Genomic DNA, 18,996 nt, shown 5'->3' with positions numbered 1-18,996 from the left:
ACTAAGTCCGGGTCAGAACAATGGACGTGTCGCAGGGGAAAGTCTCCTGGACCCAACCAACCCAAGGAACCTCACCATGAACAAGCTCCTCGCCGCCCTGATCGTTTCCGCCACCGCTTTCGCCGCCAACGCCGCCACGCCGGCTCCTGCCGCCGCCCCGGCTGCTGCTCCTGCCGCCGCTGCTGCTGCCCCGGCCGCCGCCGCCCCCAAGGCTGAAGAGAAGAAGGCCGAAGCCGCTCCCGCCAAGAAGGCGGCTGTCAAGCACGCCAAGCATGCCAAGAAGGCCAAGCACGCCAAGAAGGCTGCCGCTCCTGCCAAGATGGAAGAAAAGAAGTCCTGATCCCGGGCTTCTCATCAAAAAGGCGGGGCGACCCGCCTTTTTTTGTTTCAATGCGGGAATCCTGACGGTTGCGCACGCCCATGAAACTGCTGCTTGCTGAAGACGATGCCATGCTGGGCACCAGCATGGAAAAAGCATTGACCCTGGCCGGCTTCACGGTCGACTGGGTCCGCAACGGCCAGCACGCCATCACCGCGTTGCAGGCGCTGGTCTACGACGTGGTCCTGCTGGACATCGGCTTGCCCGAAGTCGACGGACTGCAGGTGCTGCAACACATGCGCCAGCGCCGCCAGGCCACCCCGGTGCTGATGGTGACCGCGCGCGACGCCATCCGCGACCGCGTCGCGGGCCTCAACCAGGGTGCCGACGACTACCTGACCAAACCCTTCGATCTCGACGAGCTGGTCGCCCGCATCCACGCGCTGGCCCGCCGCCAGCCGGGCCAGGCCAATCCCACGCTGCAGATGGGCCGGCTGGCGCTCAGTCCGATCGAGCGCGAGGTGCGCCTGGGCGACAAGCTGCTGTCGCTGTCGCAGCGCGAGTTCGACCTGCTGCAGGCGCTGATGCAGAAACCCGGTGCGGTGCTGTCGGTCGAGCAGCTCGAAAGCAAGCTCTACGGCTGGGGGGAAGAGATCTCCAGCAACGCCATCGAGGTGCACCTGCACCACCTGCGGCGCAAGCTCGGTGAGCCCTGGATCCGCAACGTGCGCGGCGTGGGCTACAAGCTGGTGGAAGTCGCTTGAGCTCGATCCGTTCCCGGCTGCTGCTCTGGCAGATCTCCGCCCTGCTGATCACGGCGCTGGTGGTCAGTCTGCTCACCTACCGCCTGGCCCTGGACGGGTTCAACGATGTGCAGGACTACGGGCTGGAGCAGATCGCCCACACCGTGCTGCGGCACGACGAGACGCCCGTTCCCGCCCCTGCCAGCCGCCAGCCGCCGGCCCCGGTTCCGAGCTACGCCACCGGTGCCGAGACCACACCCGCCAGCCCGACCGACGAAGAGCCCACCATCGAAGAACCGGCCGACGACGAACCCGATGAAGGCCAGTTCGTCAGCCAGATCTGGAGCACCAAGGGCAAGCTGATCTATTCGTCGGCGCTGGACGAAGGTCCGCCGCTGCAGCCGCCCGGATTGCACACGGTGGTCTGGCAGGACCACACCTGGCGGGTGTTCACCCTGCCTCGCGAAACCCGGACCGCCCAGGTCGCCGTCAGCCGCGCCGAACGCAACCAGGGCTTCTCGACGCTGGTGATGTGGCTGCTGCTGCCGATGGCGGTGCTGGTGGTGCTGCTGGGCGTGCTGATCCACGAAGCCGTTTCGCGCGCACTGCACCCGCTGGACCGCCTGCGCAGCGAGATCGGGCAACGCGATGTTTCGCAACTGCACGCCGTGCCGCTGGAAGACCTCCCGGACGAACTGGCACCGCTGGCCAACACCCTGAACCAGTTGCTGGCCCGGCTGGACCACCTGCTGGCGGGCCAGCGCCAGTTCCTGGCCGACGCCGCCCACGAACTCAACACGCCGCTGGCCGCCATCAAGCTGCAGGCCCAGCTGGCCCGGCGCGCCCAGGATGCCGAACGGCAGGCGGCGCTGGACGACCTGGACTCCGGCATCGAACGCGCCATCCACCTGGCGGCCCAGCTGCTGCAACTGGCCCGGCTGGAGCCCGACCAGCGCGAGCCGCACCGTGAGCCGGTGGCGCTGGACAAGCTGGTGCGGCAGGCCGTGGTCGCGTTCTCGGCCCAGGCGGACCAGCGCGATGTCGACCTGGGCCTGATCCACACCGAGCCCCTGGAGATGTCCGGCGACCGCCAGGCCCTGCGCGCCATGCTGGACAACCTGATCGACAACGCGCTGCGTTATGCGCCGGCGGGCTCGCGCGTGGACGTCAGCCTGCACCGCGACGGACCGGAGGCGGCGATCGAGGTGTGCGACAACGGGCCCGGCATTGCTTGCGAGGACCGCGAGAAGGTGCTGCAGCGTTTCGTGCGGCTGAACCAGACCGACGTGACCGGCAGCGGCCTGGGACTGGCCATCGTGCGGGAAACCGTCGGTCTTCATGCCGGCTCGCTGCAGCTGGATGAAACACCGGGTGGCGGGCTGACCGTGCGCATCCGGCTGCCGCTGGACACGCCCTCCACCATAAGCAAACCTTAATTTTCGACCCCGGGGTTCCGCCATAATCGGCCCGCTCAGGGCACCCGCCCCGGGCTGACTACATTCCTTTGACATCATGAACAAACTGCTGATTGCCCTGATCGCCTCCGTGTCCGCCGCCGCTGCCGTGGCCGCCACCCCCGCTCCCGCCGCTGCCCCGGCCGCTGCTGCTGCTCCCGCCGCCGCTGCTGCTCCCGCTGCCGCCGCTCCCGCCAAGGCTGAAGAAAAGAAGGCTGCCGCTCCCGCCGCCGCTGCCCCCGCCAAGGCCGAAGAAAAGAAGGCTGAAGCCGCTCCTGCCGCCAAGGCCGAAGAGAAGAAGGCTGAAGCTGCTCCCGCCAAGAAGGCCAAGAAGATGAAGAAGGCCAAGAAGGCAGCTGCTCCTGCCAAGATGGAAGAAAAGAAGGCTGAAGAAAAGAAGTCCTGATCGTTCAGGTTTTCTCAGCAAAGAGCGGGACGGTTGTCCCGCTTTTTTTTCGCCCGCATCTGGGTACAGTCGGCCCATGACCGCCAACACCCCCGTTCCGACGACCCGCTGGGCCACGCTCACCATGGCCAGCTGCAATGTGCTCAATCTGGCGCAGCCCGGGCGCCACTTCTACGTCGGACAGGATCCGTACAGCCAGAACGAATTCGAGCGCAAGGTGGACTGGCTCGGCGACCGCTTCCGCGTGCTCAACGCCGATGTGCTGGCCGTCCAGGAGGTGTGGGACGAACTGGCGCTGCGCGCGGCGGTGGCTCGCAGCGGCCTGCAGTACGGCACGGTGCTTGTGCCCGGTGCGGAGAATGGCCCGGGACAGCAGGGTGCGCAGGGCACGCCGCGGGTCGGGCTGGTGACCCGGCTCAAGCTTGAAACGGTGCAGTCGATCACCGACTTCCCGGCCGCAGCCATCGTGCAGGTGCCCGGTCTGGGGCCACACACCCGTTTCGAGCGCCCGCCGCTGCTGGCGACGCTGCGCATGAAGCATGGGCAGGAAATTGCCGTCATCACCGCCCACCTGAAGTCCAAGCGCCCCAAGTACCTGCAGGACGCACAGGGCAAGACACTGGAAGACACCGAAGATCCCGCCGTCCAGGCCGTGGGCTCGCTGCGCTCGCTGCTCATGCGCGCGGCCGAGGCGCTGGCGCTGCGCCTCAAGGTGGTCGAACTGCTGCACCGCACGCGGCTGCCGCTGATCGTGATGGGCGACCTCAACGACGGTCCGCACAGCGTGACCACCCAGCTGATCGCCGCGACCTCGCAAGTGGCCTACGACAAGGGCGCGCGCGACAACGCGCTGTTCAGTGCCTGGGACGTGCAGGGCGATGCCGCACTGCGCCGCGACGTGGCCTATTCACACATCCACCAGGGCTACCCCGAAGTGCTGGACCAGTTGCTGGTCAGCGAGGAGTTCGTGGCCACCAGCCGGGCCGCCATCGGCGATGTGCGCCGGGTCGAGGTGTTCAACGACCACCTCAACGAAGGCCGCGACCGCAGCCGCAGCGACCACGGCTTCGTGCGCGCGCTGCTGCGCCTGCGACTGCCGGACCAGCCGGTCTAGGACCTGTCGCCGGGCCGCCCCAAGACAGGTCAGCCCCTTGGGGGCAGCGACCCGCGCAGCGGTGGAGCGTGGGGATTCAAACCAACCGGACGGTCGACAGCGGGGGCAGGTCGCGCGAGAGTTCCTGCCAGTGTTCGCCCGCATCGGCGCTGACCCAGAGCCCGCCCGTGGTCGAGCCCATCGCCAGCACCTGGCCGCTGGTGTCCACATCCAGCGCGTGCCGGTAGACCAGGTGGTAGGCGTGGTGCTGCGACAGCCCGTCGCCGAACGCCTGGAAGCTCTGGCCACCATCGTCGGTGCGCAGCACCACCAGACGCCCGTCCACCGGAATCCGGCAGACATCCGCCTGCGCCGGCACGAACCAGGCCCGTTGCGGGTTGACGGGGTCGCAGGCGACGGCAAAGCCGAAGCCCGAAGGCGCCGGTGCCGCGATCGCCTGCCTCCACGCGCCACCGTCGGTGGAGCGGTAGATGCCGCAGTGGTGCTGCACCCACAGCGCGTCGGGGTTCGCCTGGCACTGCACCATGGCGTGCGGGTCCTGCGTGTTGCCGTCGTCGGCGCTCTCGGCCGGCAGGTAGTCGGCCTTCATGCCCTGCGCGGTCAGGGTCCAGCGGGCACCGCCATCGCGCGTCTGCCAGACGCCGCCGCAGGAAATACCCAACGTCATGTGGCGGGCATCGCGCGGATCGACCAGGATGGAGTGGATGCCGGCGTGGTCGTAGCCACCACCGAACCATTCGCGCCGGCCCGGCTGCGCCCAAAGCGGCCGGTTCAGCGACCAGCTCGCCCCGCGGTCGTCCGAGCGGAACAGGCCCGCCGGCAGGCAGCCGGCCCAGAGCACCCCCGGTTCGTCAACACCCCCGGCCGCCAGCGACCACACCAGGTCGACGGTCCAGGGCGTCGTGTCGTCGGCCATCGGCCCTTCGGTCGGTTTGGGTGGAAAGGCGGGAGCGGCCACCTCGGTCCACGACCGGCCGCGGTCGGCGCTGCGGTGCAGCTTGACGCCGAAGTGCCCCAGCCGCAGCGCGGCGTACCAGTGGCCGTCGCGCGCATCGGCCAGCACGCTGGTGACCGGCTCGCCGGCGAAATGGTGGGCGGTGATGCGCCAGCCGGTGCCCTGCCCCTCCCACACGAACAGGCCTTTTCGGCTGGCCACGAGCATCGTCGGCATGTCGGTCTCCTGTGTGGGTGGCGGGGCCTGTTCAGCCTCCGCTGAGCGCCTGCACGACCAGCACGCGGTCGCCCGGCTCCAGCCGCCCGTCGAGGCGCACCCGGTCCTGCACCAGATGGCGGTTGACGAACACCGCCACGTGCTTGCGCACCGCGCGCTGGTCGTCAAACACGTAAGCAGCGAGTGCCGGCGCGGCCTCCAGCGCCTGCTCCAGCGCATCGCGCAGCGAACCCGGCGACACCTGCTGGGGTTCGCAATCCACGTGACGTCGCAGGGCGGGGGCGAATTCGACCGTGACCATGGCGGGCTCCGCCCGCAGTGTCTGTGCAGACCGGTCCGGGTGCAAGCCCGGAACCCCTCGGCGGGTGGGGTCAGCCGCGGACGAACAGCGTCACCAGTGGCAGCTCGCCGACCTGGCGGCTCCAGTGACCATGAACGGCCGGATCGAAGGTCACGCCTTCGGGCAGGGTGTCGGCGGAATAGAAGTGGTCGCCCGGTCCGAAGGTGCGCGAGCTGCCGTCCTGCAGTCCGATCTCCATCTGCCCCTGCAGCACGAACAGCCACTGCGGCGCACCGGTGCAGTGGAACTGGCTGCGAAAGCCCACCGGGCTCTGGCGCAACTGGTAGCCGCCCGAAGGCATCAACGGCGAAAGGCACGCCGCCGGCGTGCCTTCGCTGAGTTCCACCGATTCCTCGCGGAACGCCGCCCGTCCGTCGGTGCCCGTGTAGAGCACCACCTTGTTGAAGGTCGTCATGGTCATCTCCTGAGGCTCAGGGTTGTACCAGACGACCGGACGGGGCCGGTCCGTGAGATCAGTTGGCCTTCGGATAACGGCTGGGGAACAGCTCGTTGAGCTTCTTGCCGCTCTCGCCGTCGGCCACGATGTCACCCTTGCGGACGGCTTCGGCCAGCTCGGCCTTGACCTGTTCGCGCGTCTTGGCCTGGGCCACGGTCTGCTTCGGGTAGCGGTTCGGGTAGATCTCGTTGAGCTTGCGACCCGATTCGCTGTCGCCGATCACGTCACCGTTTTGCTGGGCGGCACGCAGTTCGGCGCGCACTTCTTCGCGGGTCAGACCCGAGGCCGTGGACGCGGCGGCGTAGGCGCTGGGGTTGATTTCGCGGGCGGTGCGGCCGGACTCGTTGTCGGCGATCACATTGCCTTCGCGCTGGGCGGTGGCCAGCTCGGCCTTGACTTCGGCGCGGGTCTTGGCCTGTGCCGTGGCGGCGGCCGGGTAGCGGTTCGGATACATCTCGCGCAGGGTGCGGCCGGACTCGTTGTCGCCGATCACGTCACCGGCTTGCTGGGCCTGGAGCAGTTCGGCACGGACTTGTTCGCGGGTCAGGGGTGCGTCGGTGTCGGCGGCGAAGACTTGGCCAGCCGACAGGGCGGCCACGGTGAGGGCGATGGAGGAGAGGACGTTGGCTTTCATGATGCTTCCTTTCAAGAAGTGGTGAACAACGGAATCAATGGTGTCGACCGGTGGGCCGGCTGTCTTTTCGTGGCGGTATCGCTTCTTTGCACTGTGTTTCTGAAGCGTTTGTCGCTGCGATGGGTGAACTTTAAAATTTCCAACCAAAGAGAAAAATCACCTGATCGTCGACAGTCCATTTCTATTTCAGAAATAATCCACCGCTTGTTGACCCACAGACTCGCCCCATGGACCGACTGACTTCGATGCGTGTGTTTCTCCGCGTGGTGGACGAAGGCGGCTTTGCCGCTGCCGCCCGTGCCCTGGACATGTCGCCGGCCGTGGTGACGCGGCTGGTGGCCGACCTGGAGGAGCACCTGGGCACCCGGCTGCTGCAGCGGACCACGCGCCGGCAGTCGCTGACGGACGCGGGCGAGGCCTACCTGGAGCGGGTGCGCCACATCCTGCAGGACCTCGACGACGCCCACTCGCTGGTCAGCTCGCAGACCAAGGAACTCTCGGGCACGCTGCGCGTGCTGGCGCCGCCGGTGCTGGCGACACACGTGCTGGCCCCGCTGGTGGCCAGCTTCCACCAGCGCTATCCACAGATCCAGCTCGACATCGAGGTCGCCAGCCACCGGGAACCACCGGTCGAGGCCTACGACATCACCCTGATGGGGGCCGACGAGGGCTTCGATGCCAACGTGATCGCCCGCAAGGTGAACGCCACCGAAGCCTTTCTGGTGGCCTCACCCGACTACCTGGCGCGCAGGGGCTCACCCCGAGAGCCGCAGGACCTGCTGCAGCACGACTGCCTGCGCATCAAGCCCGACATGGGCCTGCGCAACCGCCAGTGGCGCCTGTTCCGCAGCGACCGCGACGATGAGGTGCTGGTGGACGTGCGGCCGGTGCTCTGGGCCAACCACACCGACACGCTGATCCGGGCGGCGCTCGATGGCGCCGGCATCACCGGCACCACCGTCGAACTGGCCGCCGCACACCTGGCCAGCGGCGCACTGGTGCGCGTGCTGGCGCCCTGGATCACCGGCCGCTTCACGCTGTATGCCGCCCTGCCCAGCCGCAAGTTCCTGCCCCAGCGCACCCAGGTGTTTCTCGACCACCTGAGCGAACAGACGCGCGAACGCGTGGCGCGGGCGCTGGCCACCTGCAACATGTGCTGAAGCCGGCGGCGCCCCGCAGCCGGTTGAACATTTTTGCGCCGGTTTAACCCCGGCCGGCGCTCTGGTTCGTTTCAGTGGGCTCCATCCCTTTTTTCAGGAGTCCTCATGAACACCACCCTGCGTCGCCTCACCCTGCCCGCTCTGGCGGCCCTCGCCCTGATGGGCTCGCTGCCGGCCCAGGCCGTCGGCCGCCTGGCCGACATCCAGATCGTCGACCGCGACAGCGGCGGGACCCTGCCGGTGGTCCGGCACCGCGGCGAATACTGGGTCGCCGGGCGCCCGGGCGCGCGTTACGCCGTGTCGGTGCGCAATGCCGCACCGGGCCGCGTGATGGGCGTGGTGTCGGTCGACGGCGTGAACGTGGTGTCGGGCGAAACCGCCGCGTGGGGCCAGACCGGCTATGTGCTCAGCCCCTGGCAGCAGTACGACATCACGGGCTGGCGCAAGACCGATGCCGAGGTCGCCGCCTTCCACTTCACCGCCCTGCCCTCGTCGTACGCAGCACGCACAGGCCGCCCGGCCAACGTCGGCGTCATCGGTGTCGCGGTGTTCCGCGAAAAAGAAGCGCCGCCCGTGAGCGCCACGCCGCCCGCACCGGTGCGACCTTCCTGGCGCGAGCGCCGGGAACTCAGCGAGATGGAGCGCGACCAGCTGGAGCGCAGCGCCGCTCCCGCGTCCCCGGCGGCAGCCAACGAATCGTTTGCGTCTGCCGCCGGCAGCGCCAAGAGTGCTCCCGCCGACGCCTCGGACATGGTGCGCCGCCCGGCCCCCGCCGCCGCCCCCCGGCTGGGCACGGGCCACGGCGAACGTGAGACGGACCGCGTGGGCCACACCAGTTTCGAGCGCCGCAGCCAGAACCCCGACGAAGTCATTCGCATCCGCTACGACAGCCGCGAGAACCTGATCGCGATGGGCGTGTTGCCGCCCGATGCCGCACCCACGTGGCCGCAAGCCTTCCCCGGTTCGCGCTCTCAACGCTATGTGCCCGACCCGTACTGAGCAGCGCGCGGGCCTTTCATAATCGCCGCATGTCCGCGGCCGACGCCCCCACCGACGAGCAACTCATGCACGCCTACGCCGGCGGGGACACGCACGCCTTCGAAACCCTGTACGACCGCCACGCCCTGCCGGTGTGGCGCTTCGTGCAGCGCAGCGTGCAGAACGCGGCGCTGGCCGACGATCTGGTGCAGGAAGTCTGGTTTGCCGTGGTGCGGCAGGCGCCACAGTACGAGGCGCGGGCGAAGTTCCGCACCTGGCTGTTCACCATGGCCCACCACCGCGTGGTCGACCACTGGCGCACACACAAGGCACACGCCAGCCTGGACGCCGAGTCGGAAGACGGCGCGGCGCTGGCCGACATGCTGGCCGCCGAATCGGGCTTCGGCCCCGAACGTCAACTCAACTCGCGCGAGCTGGCGCAGGCGCTGCTCGACGCGCTCGCAGCCCTGCCCACCGTGCAGCGCGAAGCCTTCCTGCTGCAGGCGGAAGCGGGCATGAGCCTGGCCGAGATCGCGCAGGCCACCGGCGTGAGCCAGGAAACCGCCAAGAGCCGCCTGCGCTACGCCCGCGCCCGTCTGCGCGAGACCCTGGAGGCCCACGCATGAGCCGCGATCACCCCGACGACATGCCGCAGGACCCACTGCTGGAGCGCTACCGCGAAGCCAACGCGCTGGACGCGGCCAGGCCCGGTCCGGCGCTGCGCGAGAACGTGCTGGCGCATGCGCGGGCGGCCGCCGCCTCTCGCGCCGACACGGCGCAGCCAGATACACGACCTGCCGCCAATGACAGCGCCTGGACATGGCGGGCTTTGGGCAGCCTGGCGGTGGTCGGTCTGGTCGGTTTGCTGGTGCTGCAGTTCGACCGCAGCAGGCCGGAGGAAAAGGAAGCGGCGTTCGGCACAGCGGCGCAGCGCCCTGCACCCACCGCATCGGCCCCCGCAGCACCCGAAGCGCCTGCGGTCACGCCGCCCGTGGTGCCAGCGCCCGCGCGCTCCGCCGCAAAGCCTGCCGCGGTGGACAGCACCCGCAGCGCATCCAAGATGGCGCCGGCTCAGGAACCCGAAGTCGCTCTCGTGCCTCCTGCTCCACCTGCTCCACCTGCGCCCGCTGCACCGGTGGTGCCCCCCGCACCGATGGCCGCCGCAAAACCAGCGCCCATGCCCAAGGCGACACAGGCTCCGGAGGCCATGGCCCCTGCATCACCGGCACCGGCAACAGCCCTGGCACCGCCGCCCGCCGCCGCGTTGGCCGAAGGAAGCGGTGCGGGCGCTGTGGCACGCAGTCCTGCGCCGGGCCTGGCCCGCGAACGCAGGGAGAACAGCGCCGCCGACGCCGTGGCCGCGCCTCCGGCGTACCCGCTGCACGCCGCCGTCACGGCGGGCGACGCCGCCGCGGTGCGCCAGTGGCTCGCCCGGGGCGCCAACCCGAACCAGCGGGACGCGAAAGATCACACGCCACTGATGCTGGCGGCGGACCGGGGCGATGGCGCCATCGTGCGGCTGCTCGTGGATGCCGGCGCGGACCGCAGCCTGCGCGACCCGCAAGGGCTGACCGCCGCCGACCACGCGGAGCGCGCCGGTCACCGGGAACTGCTGCCGCTGTTGCGCTGAGTTCGCGGCCTCAGCGCGGCGTCACGCTGTTGAGCGGCGTCTTCGACCGCCCGGTGGTCAGGTAGGCGATCAGGTTGTCGGCCGCGAGCATGGCCATGGCCATGCGGGTGGGCAGCGTGGCGCTGGCGATGTGCGGCGTCAGCACCACATTGGGCACGGTCAGCAGGTCGGGGTTGACCTGGGGTTCGCCCTCGAACACGTCCAGTCCCGCGGCCGCGATGCGCTTCTCGCGCAGCGCCGCGACCAGCGCGTTCTCGTCGACGATGCCACCGCGGGCGATGTTGACCAGGGTGGCGGTCGGTTTCATCAGTGCCAGCTCGGCTGCGCCCACGGTGTGGTGCGCGGCGGGCGTGTAGGGCAGCACCAGCACGACATGGTCGGCCTGTGCAAACAGGTCGTCGCGCGGGACGTAACCCGCGCCGCAGGCGGCTTCCTTCTCCGCATCGAGCCGCGAGCGGTTGTGATAGATCACGCGCATGCCGAAGCCGTGCGCGCCACGGCGGGCAATGGCCTGGCCGATGCGGCCCATGCCCAGGATGCCCAGCGTGCTGCCATGGATGTCGGCGCCGGCGAACAGGTCCAGCGACCACTGCTTCCACCGGCCCGCGCGCAGGAAATGTTCGCTCTCGGTGATGCGCCGCGCGGTCGCCATCAGCAGCGCGAAACCGAAGTCGGCCGTGGTCTCGGTCAGCACGTCGGGAGCGTTGGTCGCCTGCACGCCGGCCGCCGTCATCGCCTCCAGATCGAAGTTGTTGTATCCGACCGCGAGGTTGGCGGCGATCTTCAGCTGCGGGCAGGCCGCCAGCAGCGCCGCGTCGATGCGCTCGCCACCGGTGGTCAGCACCCCCGCCTTGCCCTGCAGGCGTTCGACGAACTCGCTCGATGACCAGACCATGCCGGCTGGCGTGGTCTCGACCTCGAAATGTTCGCGCAGGCGTTCCACCACCTCGGGGAACACCGTGCGCGCGATCAGGATGGCGGGACGGCTCATGGGCAACGAATCAGACCGCCAGCAGGTCGACTTCGAACAGCAGCGTGGCGTTCGGCGGGATCACGCCGCCCGCACCGCGCGCACCGTAGCCCAGCGCGGCCGGGATCACCAGGCGGCGCGTGCCGCCGACGGCCATGCCCTGCACGCCTTCGTCCCAGCCCTTGATCACGTGGCCGGCACCCAGCGGGAATTCGAAGGGCTGGCCGCGGTCCTTGCTCGAATCGAACTTGGCGCCCTGCACGCCGTCGTTGTAGAGCCAGCCGGTGTAGTGCACCTGCACGGGACGGCCGGCCTGGGCGATGTCGCCGTTGCCGACCACGGTGTCTTCGTACTGCAGGCCGCTGGGGGTGGTGATCATGGAAGTGTCCTCGGGTGTAAAAACGGAAGGCCGATTATTCCAGCCCGGCGCCAGGACTTCCGGCGACCGCCCTCATGGCACCACTTCGAACACCTGTTTACACAGACTTTGCAGACCAGGGCAAAAATCTTGACGCAGTGGCGGTGTACTGCAGCCACCCCAACCAACGGTCCGAGGAGACCACACATGAACACCAACACCCCGCTTCTTTCCCGTCGCATGGCGCTGGGTGCCGCCGCCGCGGCAGCCCTGCTGAGCACGGTGCCCGCCATGGCCATGGGCCGCCTGACCGACGTGCGCGTCGTGGATCGCGACCGCGACACGGTGATGCCGATGTACCAGTACCGGGGCGAGTTGTGGATCGCGGGTGAACCGGGTGCCCGCTATGGCATCGAACTGCGCAACGACAGCCGCGAGCGGCTGCTCAACGTGGTGTCGGTCGATGGCGTGAACGTGATCACCGGCGAAACGGCATCGCCCGACCAGGCCGGCTATGTGCTCGATCCCTACCAGCGCTACGACGTCAACGGCTGGCGCAAGAGCCGCAAGGAAATCGCGGCGTTCGAGTTCACCAGCCTGCCGCGCTCGTACGCCGCCCGCACGGGCCGCCCGGACGACGTGGGTGTGATCGGTGTGGCCGTGTTCCGGGAGCGCCAGGCTTCGGTGCTGCCACGCCCGCCCCTGCCCCCGTTCCCGCCGTTCGACCGCAGCTCGCCGTCTTCGCCCGGCACCAAGTCGGCGCCGCAGATGCAGGAGAAATCGGCCCGTGGCGGCGAGCCCGGCACGCCGCTGGGCACGGGCCATGGCGATCGCGAACGCGACCGCGTGGGTGAAACCGATTTCGAACGCCGCAGCGACCGTCCGGACGAAATCATCCGCATCCGCTACGACAGCCGCGAGAACCTGATCGCAATGGGCATCATCCCGCCGGACCGCCCGCGCTGGCGCGACCGCCGGCCCAGCGCCTTCCCGGGCGCGAACCGGGGCTACGTGCCCGATCCGGACCGTTGATCAGCCGAGCCAGTGGGTGAAGGAAGCCACTGGCTCGCGCGGCGTGACAAAGCCGTTGACCTTGTCGGCGGGATCGGCGTAGCCCAGCGCCATCCCGCAGACCAGCATCTCGTTCTCGCCCGCGCCGATGTGCGGCAGGATGATCTTGGCAAAGCCGTTCCAGGCCGCCTGCGGGCAGGTGTCCAGCCCGTGTGCCTTGGCGGCGACCATGATGTTCTGCAGGAACATGCCGTAGTCGACCAGCGAGCCGCGGCCCATGATCTTGTCCAGCGTGAACATCAAGCCGACCGGTGCATCGAAGAACCGGAAATTGCGCTGGTGCTGGGCGTGCATCTTGTCCTTGTCGCCCTTGGTGATGCCCAGCAGGCCGTAGAGGCTCCAGCCGTTCTCGCGCCGGCGGTCGATGTAGGGGCTGACCCACTGCGTCGGGTAGTAGTCGTATTCCTCGCGGTACTGCCCGGCCAGCGACGGGTCGGCGCGCAACGCGTCGTGCGCGGCGCAGCACTTTTCGACCAGGCTGTCGCGGCTGGCGCCCTGCAGCACATAGACCTTCCAGGGCTGGGTGTTGGTGCCCGAGGGCGCGCGCGCGGCGACCTCCAGGATGTGTTCCAGCGTGGCGCGTGGCACGGGCTGGGGCAGAAAGGCACGGGCCGACAGGCGGGTGGTGATGGCGGCGTCGACGCTGGACGCATCGATCACGGGCGCGGCGGGCGGGTTCTGGCTCATGGGTGTCTCCTGTTTTGACGTTTACGTCAACGTCAATTATGGCAAGTTGCCCCGCTTTCTGCCGGCAGGCTTCAGACGATGGTCTGCAGGGTGGTCTTGAGCAGCGCCGGCAGCGGCACAGGCCGGCGCGTTTCGCGGTCCACGTACACATGCACAAAGTGGCCGCAGGCGGCGGCCAGCGCTTCGCCCTGGGCAAACAGGCCGACCTCGTAGCGCACGCTGGAGCTGCCCAGGTGCGCCACGCGCAGGCCGGCTTCGACGGTCTGCGGAAAGGCCAGGGGCGCGAAGTAGTTGCACTGGGTCTCGATCACCAGCCCGATCACGCCGCCACCATGGATGTCGAGCGCGCCCTGCTCGATCAGCCAGGCGTTGACCGCGGTGTCGAACCAGCTGTAGTAGACGACGTTGTTGACGTGGCCGTAGACGTCGTTGTCCATCCAGCGCGTGCCGATGGAACGGAACACACGGTAGTGGTCGCGGGGTTTGGCCTGGGGCCGGGCGGTCGGGTGGACGGGTGCGTTCATGGCCGCGGATTCTGCCTACCCTGCCCTCAGCCCGCTGTCACGGCCGTGCGCTCGCTGGTGCGCTCCAGCGCAGACCAGCGGGCGTGGTATTCCAGCGCCACGCGGTAGGTGTTCATCTGCACCTGCACCGTCGCTTCCATGTCGGTGCCGTAGCCGCCGGCCATGGCAAAGGCCAGCGGCAGGCGGCGCTGCCAGGCCCAGTCCATCACACGGCGGTCGCGCGCCTCCAGACCGTCGAACGTGAGCTTCAGGCGCCCCAGCCGGTCGCCCTCGTGCGGGTCGGCACCCGCCAGGTAGATCACCAGACCGGGCTCGAAGCGGTGCGCCAGTTCGTCCAGCGCCCGCTCCAGCGCCTCCAGATACGCGGCGTCGCCAGTGCCATCGGGCAACTCCACGTCCAGGTCGCCGGGCTCCTTGCGGAACGGGAAGTTCTTCTCGCCATGCAGCGAGAGCGTGAACACCGATGCATCGCTGGCGAAGATGCGCGCCGTGCCATTGCCCTGGTGCACGTCCAGATCGATGATCGCCACCTTCAGCGGTCCCCGCGCCCGGTGCTGGCGCGCATGTTCGGCCTGCATCAGCCGTGCGGACACGGCGGCGTCGTTGAACACACAGAAGCCGCTGCCCTTGTCGGCATAGGAGTGGTGCGTACCGCCGGCGATGTTGGCGGCCAGGCCTTCACCGCCCAAGGCGGCGCGGCAGGCCTGGATGGTGGCCCCCACCGAACGGCGCGCGCGCTCGGCCATGGCCGGGCTCCAGGGGAAGCCGATCTCGCGCTGGGCGGCGGCGCTCAGCGTGCCCTGCTGCACGGCCTGGATGTAGGCGGGGTTGTGCACCAGCGCCAGTTCGCCGTCGCTCGCCGGCAGCGCCTGCCCCAACTGCACGGCGGGGTATTCGGCCATCAGGCGCTCGCGCAACCGGCCGTACTTGGCCATGGGAAAGCGGTGTCCGGCGGGCAGCGGCAGGATGAAGTGGTCGGCGTAGAAAGCGTGCACGCGCCATTGTGGCCCGCACACGGCGCCGGGGTGCAGCGCCCCGGTTTTAGAAATTCACCCCTAGATTGCTGCAGCGCAACAAAAAACACTTGCGCACCACGTTGGTGTCCCTATAATTCAAACCATGTTGCAGCGCAGCAAAGCGAACGACAAGAACAGCGTCCAGACAGCGCCAAGTTCTCGAAGCAGCCTTCAACTACCCTTCAAAACCTCACAGGAGAAAGAAACATGTTGACCGCTGAACAAATCGTTGCCGCCCAGAAAGCCAACATCGAAACCCTCTTCGGCCTGACCCAGAAAGCCTTCGAAGGCGTCGAAAAGCTGGTCGAGCTGAACGTGCAAGCCACCAAGGCCGCCCTGGCCGAGTCCGCCAACAGCACGCAAGCCCTGCTGTCCGTCAAGGACGCCCAGGAACTGCTGACGCTGCAAGCCAGCCTGTTCCAGCCTCTGGCCGAAAAGACCGTGGCCTACAGCCGCCACCTGTACGACATCGCTTCGGGCACCGGCGCCGAATTCGGCAAGGCCGCTGAAGCGCAAGCCACCGACGCACAGAAGAAATTCAACGCTTTCGTGGACAACGCCGCCAAGAACGCCCCCGCCGGCACCGAAACCGCCGTCGCCGTGTTCAAGAGCGCCGTCTCTGCCAGCAACAACGCCCTGGAATCGGTGCAGAAGGCCGTCAAGCAAGCCACCGAAATGGCCGAAGCCAATTTCAACACGGTCACCGCCCAGGCCGTCAGCGCCACCAAGGCCCCCGCCAAGAAGCGCTGATTTGCCCCAGGTTTCTGCCGAAGTTCCGGCCTTTGACTTCGATCAAGGCCGATAACATGGAACTCAAGCAGACTGGCGCCTGACCTGTGAAGGCGGCGCTGAAACCTCAGACCGTTTTTCTGGTTGTCTCCTCGGGTCCTTTTCGAAATTCCGATTTCATCGGACCCCTTCAAGCCCTCGCTGCAAAGCGGGGGCTTTTTTTATGTCCGCGCGGACGCCTCAGTGCGGCTCGATCGCGCGGGTGTGCGCCAGCGCCGCCTTCAGCCGTGGCAAGGCGGCCAGCATGGCGGCGCGGCCGGCGTCGATCGAGCGCTGGCGCGCGGTGAAGTCCGCGCTGCCAACGCCTGCCAGTGAAGGCCGCACGACGACGTCCGCCCGGGCCAGTTCCAGCCGGTTGATGCTCTGCCCCATGATGGCCGTCGTCTTGGGCAACAGGGTCAGCAGGCCGTCGGCGGCGATGTCCTGCGGGTCGGCTGAAATGTCCACCGCCAGCACCACCTCGGCCCCCATCTCGCGCGCCTGGTGCACCGGCACCGGCGCCACCAGACCGCCGTCCACATAGTCATGGCCGGCGATCGTCACCGGATTGAACACGCCGGGCACCGCGCTGGAAGCCCGCACCGCCTGCGCCGCATCGCCGCGGCGGAACAGCACCCCCTGTCCATTGCCCAGGTCGGTGGCCAGGATGCCCAGCGGCAGTTTCATCTGCTCGATCAGCTTGCCGCCCACGGCCTGGCGCACGTAGCGCGCCAGCGCTTCGCCCCGCATCAGGCCGCGGCTGCCCAGTGGCATGACCCAGTCGGTCAGCGTGGCCTCGTCCATGCCCAGCGCCACGCGTTCCAGCTCGGCCGCGGACTTGCCGCTGGCGTACAGCGCTGCCACGAGACTGCCGGCCGAGGTGCCGGCCACCACATCGGGCCGGATGCCATTGGCCTCCAGCACCTGGATCACACCGACGTGGGCAAACCCGCGAGCGGCGCCGCCGCCCAGCGCCAGCCCCAGGCGCGGCGGGCGCTGGGGAACCTCGACCACGGGCGGCGGCCCGGGCGGCGATCCACCCTGTGTCGGCAGGAGCGAGCAGCCCGACAGCAGCACCGCGACCAGGCCGGAGACCAGAATCCATTTTCTATGATCGAGAACAATTCGCATTAGTGTTAACATCGCCATCCATCGTTTCGTCCACGCAGAAAGACCGATCTCCCATGCGCCAACTTGCCATCCTCCCGATTGTCCTGGCTGCCGCGACCGCCGCGCTGAACGCCCATGCGCAGGACAAGGTGCTCAACATCTATTCCGCCCGTCACTACCAGACCGACGAGGCGATGTACGACCAGTTCACCAAGACCACCGGCATCAAGATCAACCGCGTGGACGCCGACGATGCCGGCATCGTGGCGCGTCTGAAGGCCGAGGGCTCGGCCTCGCCGGCCGACGTGATTCTGCTGGTCGACGCCGCCCGCATGGCCACGGCCGACGCCCAGGGGTTGTTCCAGCCCATCAAGTCGGCCAAGCTGGACGCCGCAATTCCGGCCCATCTGCGCGCCGATGCCACCAAGGATGGCGTGACCTGGACCGGCTTCTCCACCCGCGCCCGCGTGATCGTGTACGACCCGCTGCGCGTCAAGGCGGCCGACGTCGCCACCTATGAGCAGCTGGCCGATCCCAAGCTCAAGGGCATGGTCTGCACCCGCTCGGGCTCGCACCCCTACAACCTGTCCCTGTTTGCCACGGTGGTCGAACGCATGGGCGACGCCAAGGGCGAAGCCTGGCTCAAGGGCGTGGTCGCCAACATGGCCCGCGCGCCCAAGGGCGGCGACACCGACCAGATCAAGGCCGTGGCCTCCGGCGAATGCGGCGTGGCCCTGACCAACACCTATTACGCGGCACGGCTGATCAAGTCCGCCGACCCGCAGGAGCGCGCAGCGATGGAGAAAGTCCGGGTCGTGTTCCCCAACCAGGGCACCACCGGCACGCACGTGAACATCGCCGGCGCTGCGGTCGCGAAGCACGCCAAGAACCGCGAGAACGCGATCGCCTTCATGGAATACCTGGCCAGCCCGTTCGCCCAAGAGTACTTTGCCAACGGCAACCACGAGTTCGCGGCCGCCAAGGGCGTGAAGATCGACAACCCGGCACTCAAGGCCATGGGCGGCGACAACTTCAAGGCCGAACAGATCCCGCTGGGCGTGGTCGCGAAGAATCTGGTGAAGGTGCAGCAGATGCTGGACCGCGTGGGCTTCAAGTAAGCCCACCCCCGCGCCGCGCCTGCGGCGCGTCACCCCCTCAAGGGGGCGGCACTGGCGGACCGGCAGAGCCGGATCCGCGGTGCCCTGGATGGACTTCCCTGCGCTCTTTCCGGCCCGCTTCCCGCGGGCTTTTTTGTCGGCCATAATTGACGTTTACGTTAACGTCAATTCCACCCAAGAGGAGCAGCACATGGAAATTGCAGGCAAGGTATTCATCGTCACCGGCGGCGCATCGGGCCTGGGCGAAGGCACGGCGCGCATGCTGGCGGCCCACGGCGGCACCGTCGTGATCGCCGACATGCAGGTGGAAAAAGGCGAGGCAGTCGCCAAGGAGATCGGCGGCGCCTTCGTCAAGTGCGACGTCAGCAGCGAGGCCGACGGCCAGGCGGTGGTCGCCAAGGCCGTGTCCATGGGCAAGCTCATGGGTCTGGTCAACTGCGCCGGCATCGCTCCCGCCGAGAAGACCGTGGGCAAGAACGGCGCGCACTCGCTGGCCGTCTACACCAAGACCATCATGGTCAACCTGGTCGGCAGCTTCAACATGATCCGCCTGGCCTCGGAAGCCATGTGCAAGAACGAGCCTGAGGCCACTGGCGAGCGCGGTGTGATGATTTCCACCGCCTCCGTCGCCGCCTACGACGGCCAGATCGGCCAGGCCGCCTACGCGGCCTCCAAGGGCGGCGTGGTCGGCATGACGCTGCCGATCGCGCGCGACCTCTCGCGCAACGGCATCCGCAACATGACCATCGCCCCCGGCATCTTCGGCACGCCCATGCTGTTCGGCATGCCGCAGGAAGTGCAGGACGCACTGGCCGCCAGCGTGCCCTTCCCCAGCCGCCTGGGCACGCCGCAGGACTACGCCAAGCTGGCGAAACACATCATCGAGAACGACATGCTCAACGGCGAGGTGATCCGCCTGGACGGCGCGATCCGCCTCGCCCCCCGCTGACAGGGACCGCCCCTGGCGC

The 18,996-nt window shown here is 68.4% G+C and carries 23 protein-coding genes; 13 read left to right on the top strand and 10 right to left on the bottom strand.

The features are described 5' to 3' along the window. The first annotated feature begins 76 nt into the window (after nucleotides 1-76). From ACS5NL_RS04145 to ACS5NL_RS04125, 5 genes are all read left to right on the top strand, one after another. Nucleotides 77-340 carry a hypothetical protein gene (locus tag ACS5NL_RS04145; protein WP_439352376.1) on the top strand — a complete coding sequence of 88 codons (264 nt, stop codon included), beginning with the start codon at nucleotides 77-79 and terminating at the stop codon, nucleotides 338-340. A gap of 80 nt (nucleotides 341-420) precedes the next feature. Continuing rightward, nucleotides 421-1,083 carry a response regulator transcription factor gene (locus ACS5NL_RS04140; protein WP_439352375.1) on the top strand — a complete coding sequence of 221 codons (663 nt, stop codon included), beginning with the start codon at nucleotides 421-423 and terminating at the stop codon, nucleotides 1,081-1,083. Beyond that, nucleotides 1,080-2,498: a sensor histidine kinase gene (locus ACS5NL_RS04135; protein WP_439352374.1), complete on the top strand. Its 1,419-nt coding sequence runs from the start codon at nucleotides 1,080-1,082 to the stop codon at nucleotides 2,496-2,498. Before ACS5NL_RS04140 ends, ACS5NL_RS04135 begins: the two co-directional genes overlap by 4 nt. Nucleotides 2,499-2,574: 76 nt before the next feature. Then, nucleotides 2,575-2,922, top strand: a complete 348-nt coding sequence (locus tag ACS5NL_RS04130) for a hypothetical protein (protein WP_439352373.1) — start codon at nucleotides 2,575-2,577, stop codon at nucleotides 2,920-2,922. Nucleotides 2,923-2,998: 76 nt separating this feature from the next. Continuing rightward, on the top strand, nucleotides 2,999-4,036 hold the full coding sequence (locus ACS5NL_RS04125) for an endonuclease/exonuclease/phosphatase family protein (RefSeq protein ID WP_439352372.1): 1,038 nt from the start codon (nucleotides 2,999-3,001) through the stop codon (nucleotides 4,034-4,036). Nucleotides 4,037-4,112: 76 nt separating this feature from the next. Here the strand turns inward: ACS5NL_RS04125 and ACS5NL_RS04120 are convergent, their stop codons facing one another. The 4 genes from ACS5NL_RS04120 to ACS5NL_RS04105 form a co-directional block, all read right to left on the bottom strand. Next, complete coding sequence (locus ACS5NL_RS04120; protein WP_439352371.1) at nucleotides 4,113-5,207, bottom strand: WD40/YVTN/BNR-like repeat-containing protein; 1,095 nt, start codon at nucleotides 5,205-5,207, stop codon at nucleotides 4,113-4,115. 31 nt (nucleotides 5,208-5,238) lie between these two features. Then, nucleotides 5,239-5,508, bottom strand: a complete 270-nt coding sequence (locus ACS5NL_RS04115) for a MoaD/ThiS family protein (RefSeq protein WP_439352370.1) — start codon at nucleotides 5,506-5,508, stop codon at nucleotides 5,239-5,241. Between the two features lie 70 nt (nucleotides 5,509-5,578). Continuing rightward, the gene (locus ACS5NL_RS04110) at nucleotides 5,579-5,962 is read right to left on the bottom strand and encodes a cupin domain-containing protein (protein WP_439352369.1); all 384 of its coding nucleotides are present in this window, start codon (nucleotides 5,960-5,962) and stop codon (nucleotides 5,579-5,581) included. 58 nt (nucleotides 5,963-6,020) lie between these two features. Next, nucleotides 6,021-6,638: a DUF4148 domain-containing protein gene (locus ACS5NL_RS04105; RefSeq protein WP_439352368.1), complete on the bottom strand. Its 618-nt coding sequence runs from the start codon at nucleotides 6,636-6,638 to the stop codon at nucleotides 6,021-6,023. Nucleotides 6,639-6,865: 227 nt separating this feature from the next. Here ACS5NL_RS04105 and ACS5NL_RS04100 point away from each other — a divergent pair, with 227 nt between their 5' ends. The 4 genes from ACS5NL_RS04100 to ACS5NL_RS04085 all read left to right on the top strand — a co-directional run bounded on the left by ACS5NL_RS04100 (nucleotide 6,866) and on the right by ACS5NL_RS04085 (nucleotide 10,406). Beyond that, nucleotides 6,866-7,798 (top strand): LysR family transcriptional regulator, encoded by a 933-nt coding sequence (locus ACS5NL_RS04100; RefSeq protein WP_439352367.1) that lies wholly within the window; start codon nucleotides 6,866-6,868, stop codon nucleotides 7,796-7,798. A 105-nt stretch (nucleotides 7,799-7,903) separates the two neighbouring features. Next, a complete protein-coding gene (locus ACS5NL_RS04095; RefSeq protein WP_439352366.1) occupies nucleotides 7,904-8,797 on the top strand; it encodes a hypothetical protein in 894 nt (297 codons plus the stop codon). Nucleotides 8,798-8,826: 29 nt separating this feature from the next. Further along, entirely contained in the window at nucleotides 8,827-9,402 is a 576-nt protein-coding gene (locus tag ACS5NL_RS04090; RefSeq protein WP_439352365.1) for an RNA polymerase sigma factor, read from the top strand. After that, a complete protein-coding gene (locus tag ACS5NL_RS04085) occupies nucleotides 9,399-10,406 on the top strand; it encodes an ankyrin repeat domain-containing protein (RefSeq protein ID WP_439352363.1) in 1,008 nt (335 codons plus the stop codon). Before ACS5NL_RS04090 ends, ACS5NL_RS04085 begins: the two co-directional genes overlap by 4 nt. A 10-nt stretch (nucleotides 10,407-10,416) precedes the next feature. Here ACS5NL_RS04085 and ACS5NL_RS04080 read toward each other — a convergent pair whose 3' ends face one another. Together ACS5NL_RS04080 and ACS5NL_RS04075 are read right to left on the bottom strand one after the other, a co-directional pair. Then, on the bottom strand, nucleotides 10,417-11,397 hold the full coding sequence (locus ACS5NL_RS04080; protein ID WP_439352362.1) for a 2-hydroxyacid dehydrogenase: 981 nt from the start codon (nucleotides 11,395-11,397) through the stop codon (nucleotides 10,417-10,419). Nucleotides 11,398-11,407: 10 nt separating this feature from the next. Continuing rightward, entirely contained in the window at nucleotides 11,408-11,755 is a 348-nt protein-coding gene (locus tag ACS5NL_RS04075; RefSeq protein WP_439352360.1) for an FKBP-type peptidyl-prolyl cis-trans isomerase, read from the bottom strand. Nucleotides 11,756-11,941: 186 nt separating this feature from the next. Between ACS5NL_RS04075 and ACS5NL_RS04070 the strand changes: the two genes are divergently transcribed. Further along, on the top strand, nucleotides 11,942-12,766 hold the full coding sequence (locus ACS5NL_RS04070) for a hypothetical protein (protein ID WP_439352358.1): 825 nt from the start codon (nucleotides 11,942-11,944) through the stop codon (nucleotides 12,764-12,766). Here the strand turns inward: ACS5NL_RS04070 and ACS5NL_RS04065 are convergent, their stop codons facing one another. The 3 genes from ACS5NL_RS04065 to ACS5NL_RS04055 form a co-directional block, all read right to left on the bottom strand. Then, on the bottom strand, nucleotides 12,767-13,492 hold the full coding sequence (locus tag ACS5NL_RS04065; RefSeq protein ID WP_439352356.1) for a nitroreductase: 726 nt from the start codon (nucleotides 13,490-13,492) through the stop codon (nucleotides 12,767-12,769). It lies immediately after the preceding gene. Nucleotides 13,493-13,563: 71 nt separating this feature from the next. Next, a complete protein-coding gene (locus ACS5NL_RS04060; protein WP_439352354.1) occupies nucleotides 13,564-14,016 on the bottom strand; it encodes an acyl-CoA thioesterase in 453 nt (150 codons plus the stop codon). A gap of 26 nt (nucleotides 14,017-14,042) precedes the next feature. Continuing rightward, the gene (locus tag ACS5NL_RS04055; protein ID WP_439352352.1) at nucleotides 14,043-15,011 is read right to left on the bottom strand and encodes a histone deacetylase family protein; all 969 of its coding nucleotides are present in this window, start codon (nucleotides 15,009-15,011) and stop codon (nucleotides 14,043-14,045) included. Nucleotides 15,012-15,239: 228 nt separating this feature from the next. On the opposite strand from ACS5NL_RS04055, the gene ACS5NL_RS04050 reads away from it, so the two are divergent. Continuing rightward, nucleotides 15,240-15,782: a phasin family protein gene (locus tag ACS5NL_RS04050; RefSeq protein WP_439352350.1), complete on the top strand. Its 543-nt coding sequence runs from the start codon at nucleotides 15,240-15,242 to the stop codon at nucleotides 15,780-15,782. A 219-nt stretch (nucleotides 15,783-16,001) separates the two neighbouring features. Here ACS5NL_RS04050 and ACS5NL_RS04045 read toward each other — a convergent pair whose 3' ends face one another. Then, the gene (locus tag ACS5NL_RS04045; RefSeq protein ID WP_439352348.1) at nucleotides 16,002-16,931 is read right to left on the bottom strand and encodes a patatin-like phospholipase family protein; all 930 of its coding nucleotides are present in this window, start codon (nucleotides 16,929-16,931) and stop codon (nucleotides 16,002-16,004) included. A gap of 53 nt (nucleotides 16,932-16,984) precedes the next feature. Here ACS5NL_RS04045 and ACS5NL_RS04040 point away from each other — a divergent pair, with 53 nt between their 5' ends. Further along, nucleotides 16,985-18,028, top strand: coding sequence for an extracellular solute-binding protein (locus ACS5NL_RS04040; protein ID WP_439352346.1), 1,044 nt, complete (start codon nucleotides 16,985-16,987; stop codon nucleotides 18,026-18,028). A gap of 190 nt (nucleotides 18,029-18,218) precedes the next feature. Then, complete coding sequence (locus tag ACS5NL_RS04035) at nucleotides 18,219-18,977, top strand: 3-hydroxyacyl-CoA dehydrogenase (RefSeq protein WP_439352344.1); 759 nt, start codon at nucleotides 18,219-18,221, stop codon at nucleotides 18,975-18,977. Nucleotides 18,978-18,996: the final 19 nt, after the last annotated feature.

The sequence above is a fragment of the Hydrogenophaga sedimenti genome (assembly GCF_051857515.1).
Lineage (GTDB): Bacteria > Pseudomonadota > Gammaproteobacteria > Burkholderiales > Burkholderiaceae_C > Hydrogenophaga.
Note: the sequence above shows the minus strand (reverse complement) of the source record. Positions and strands in the feature narration are given on the sequence as shown.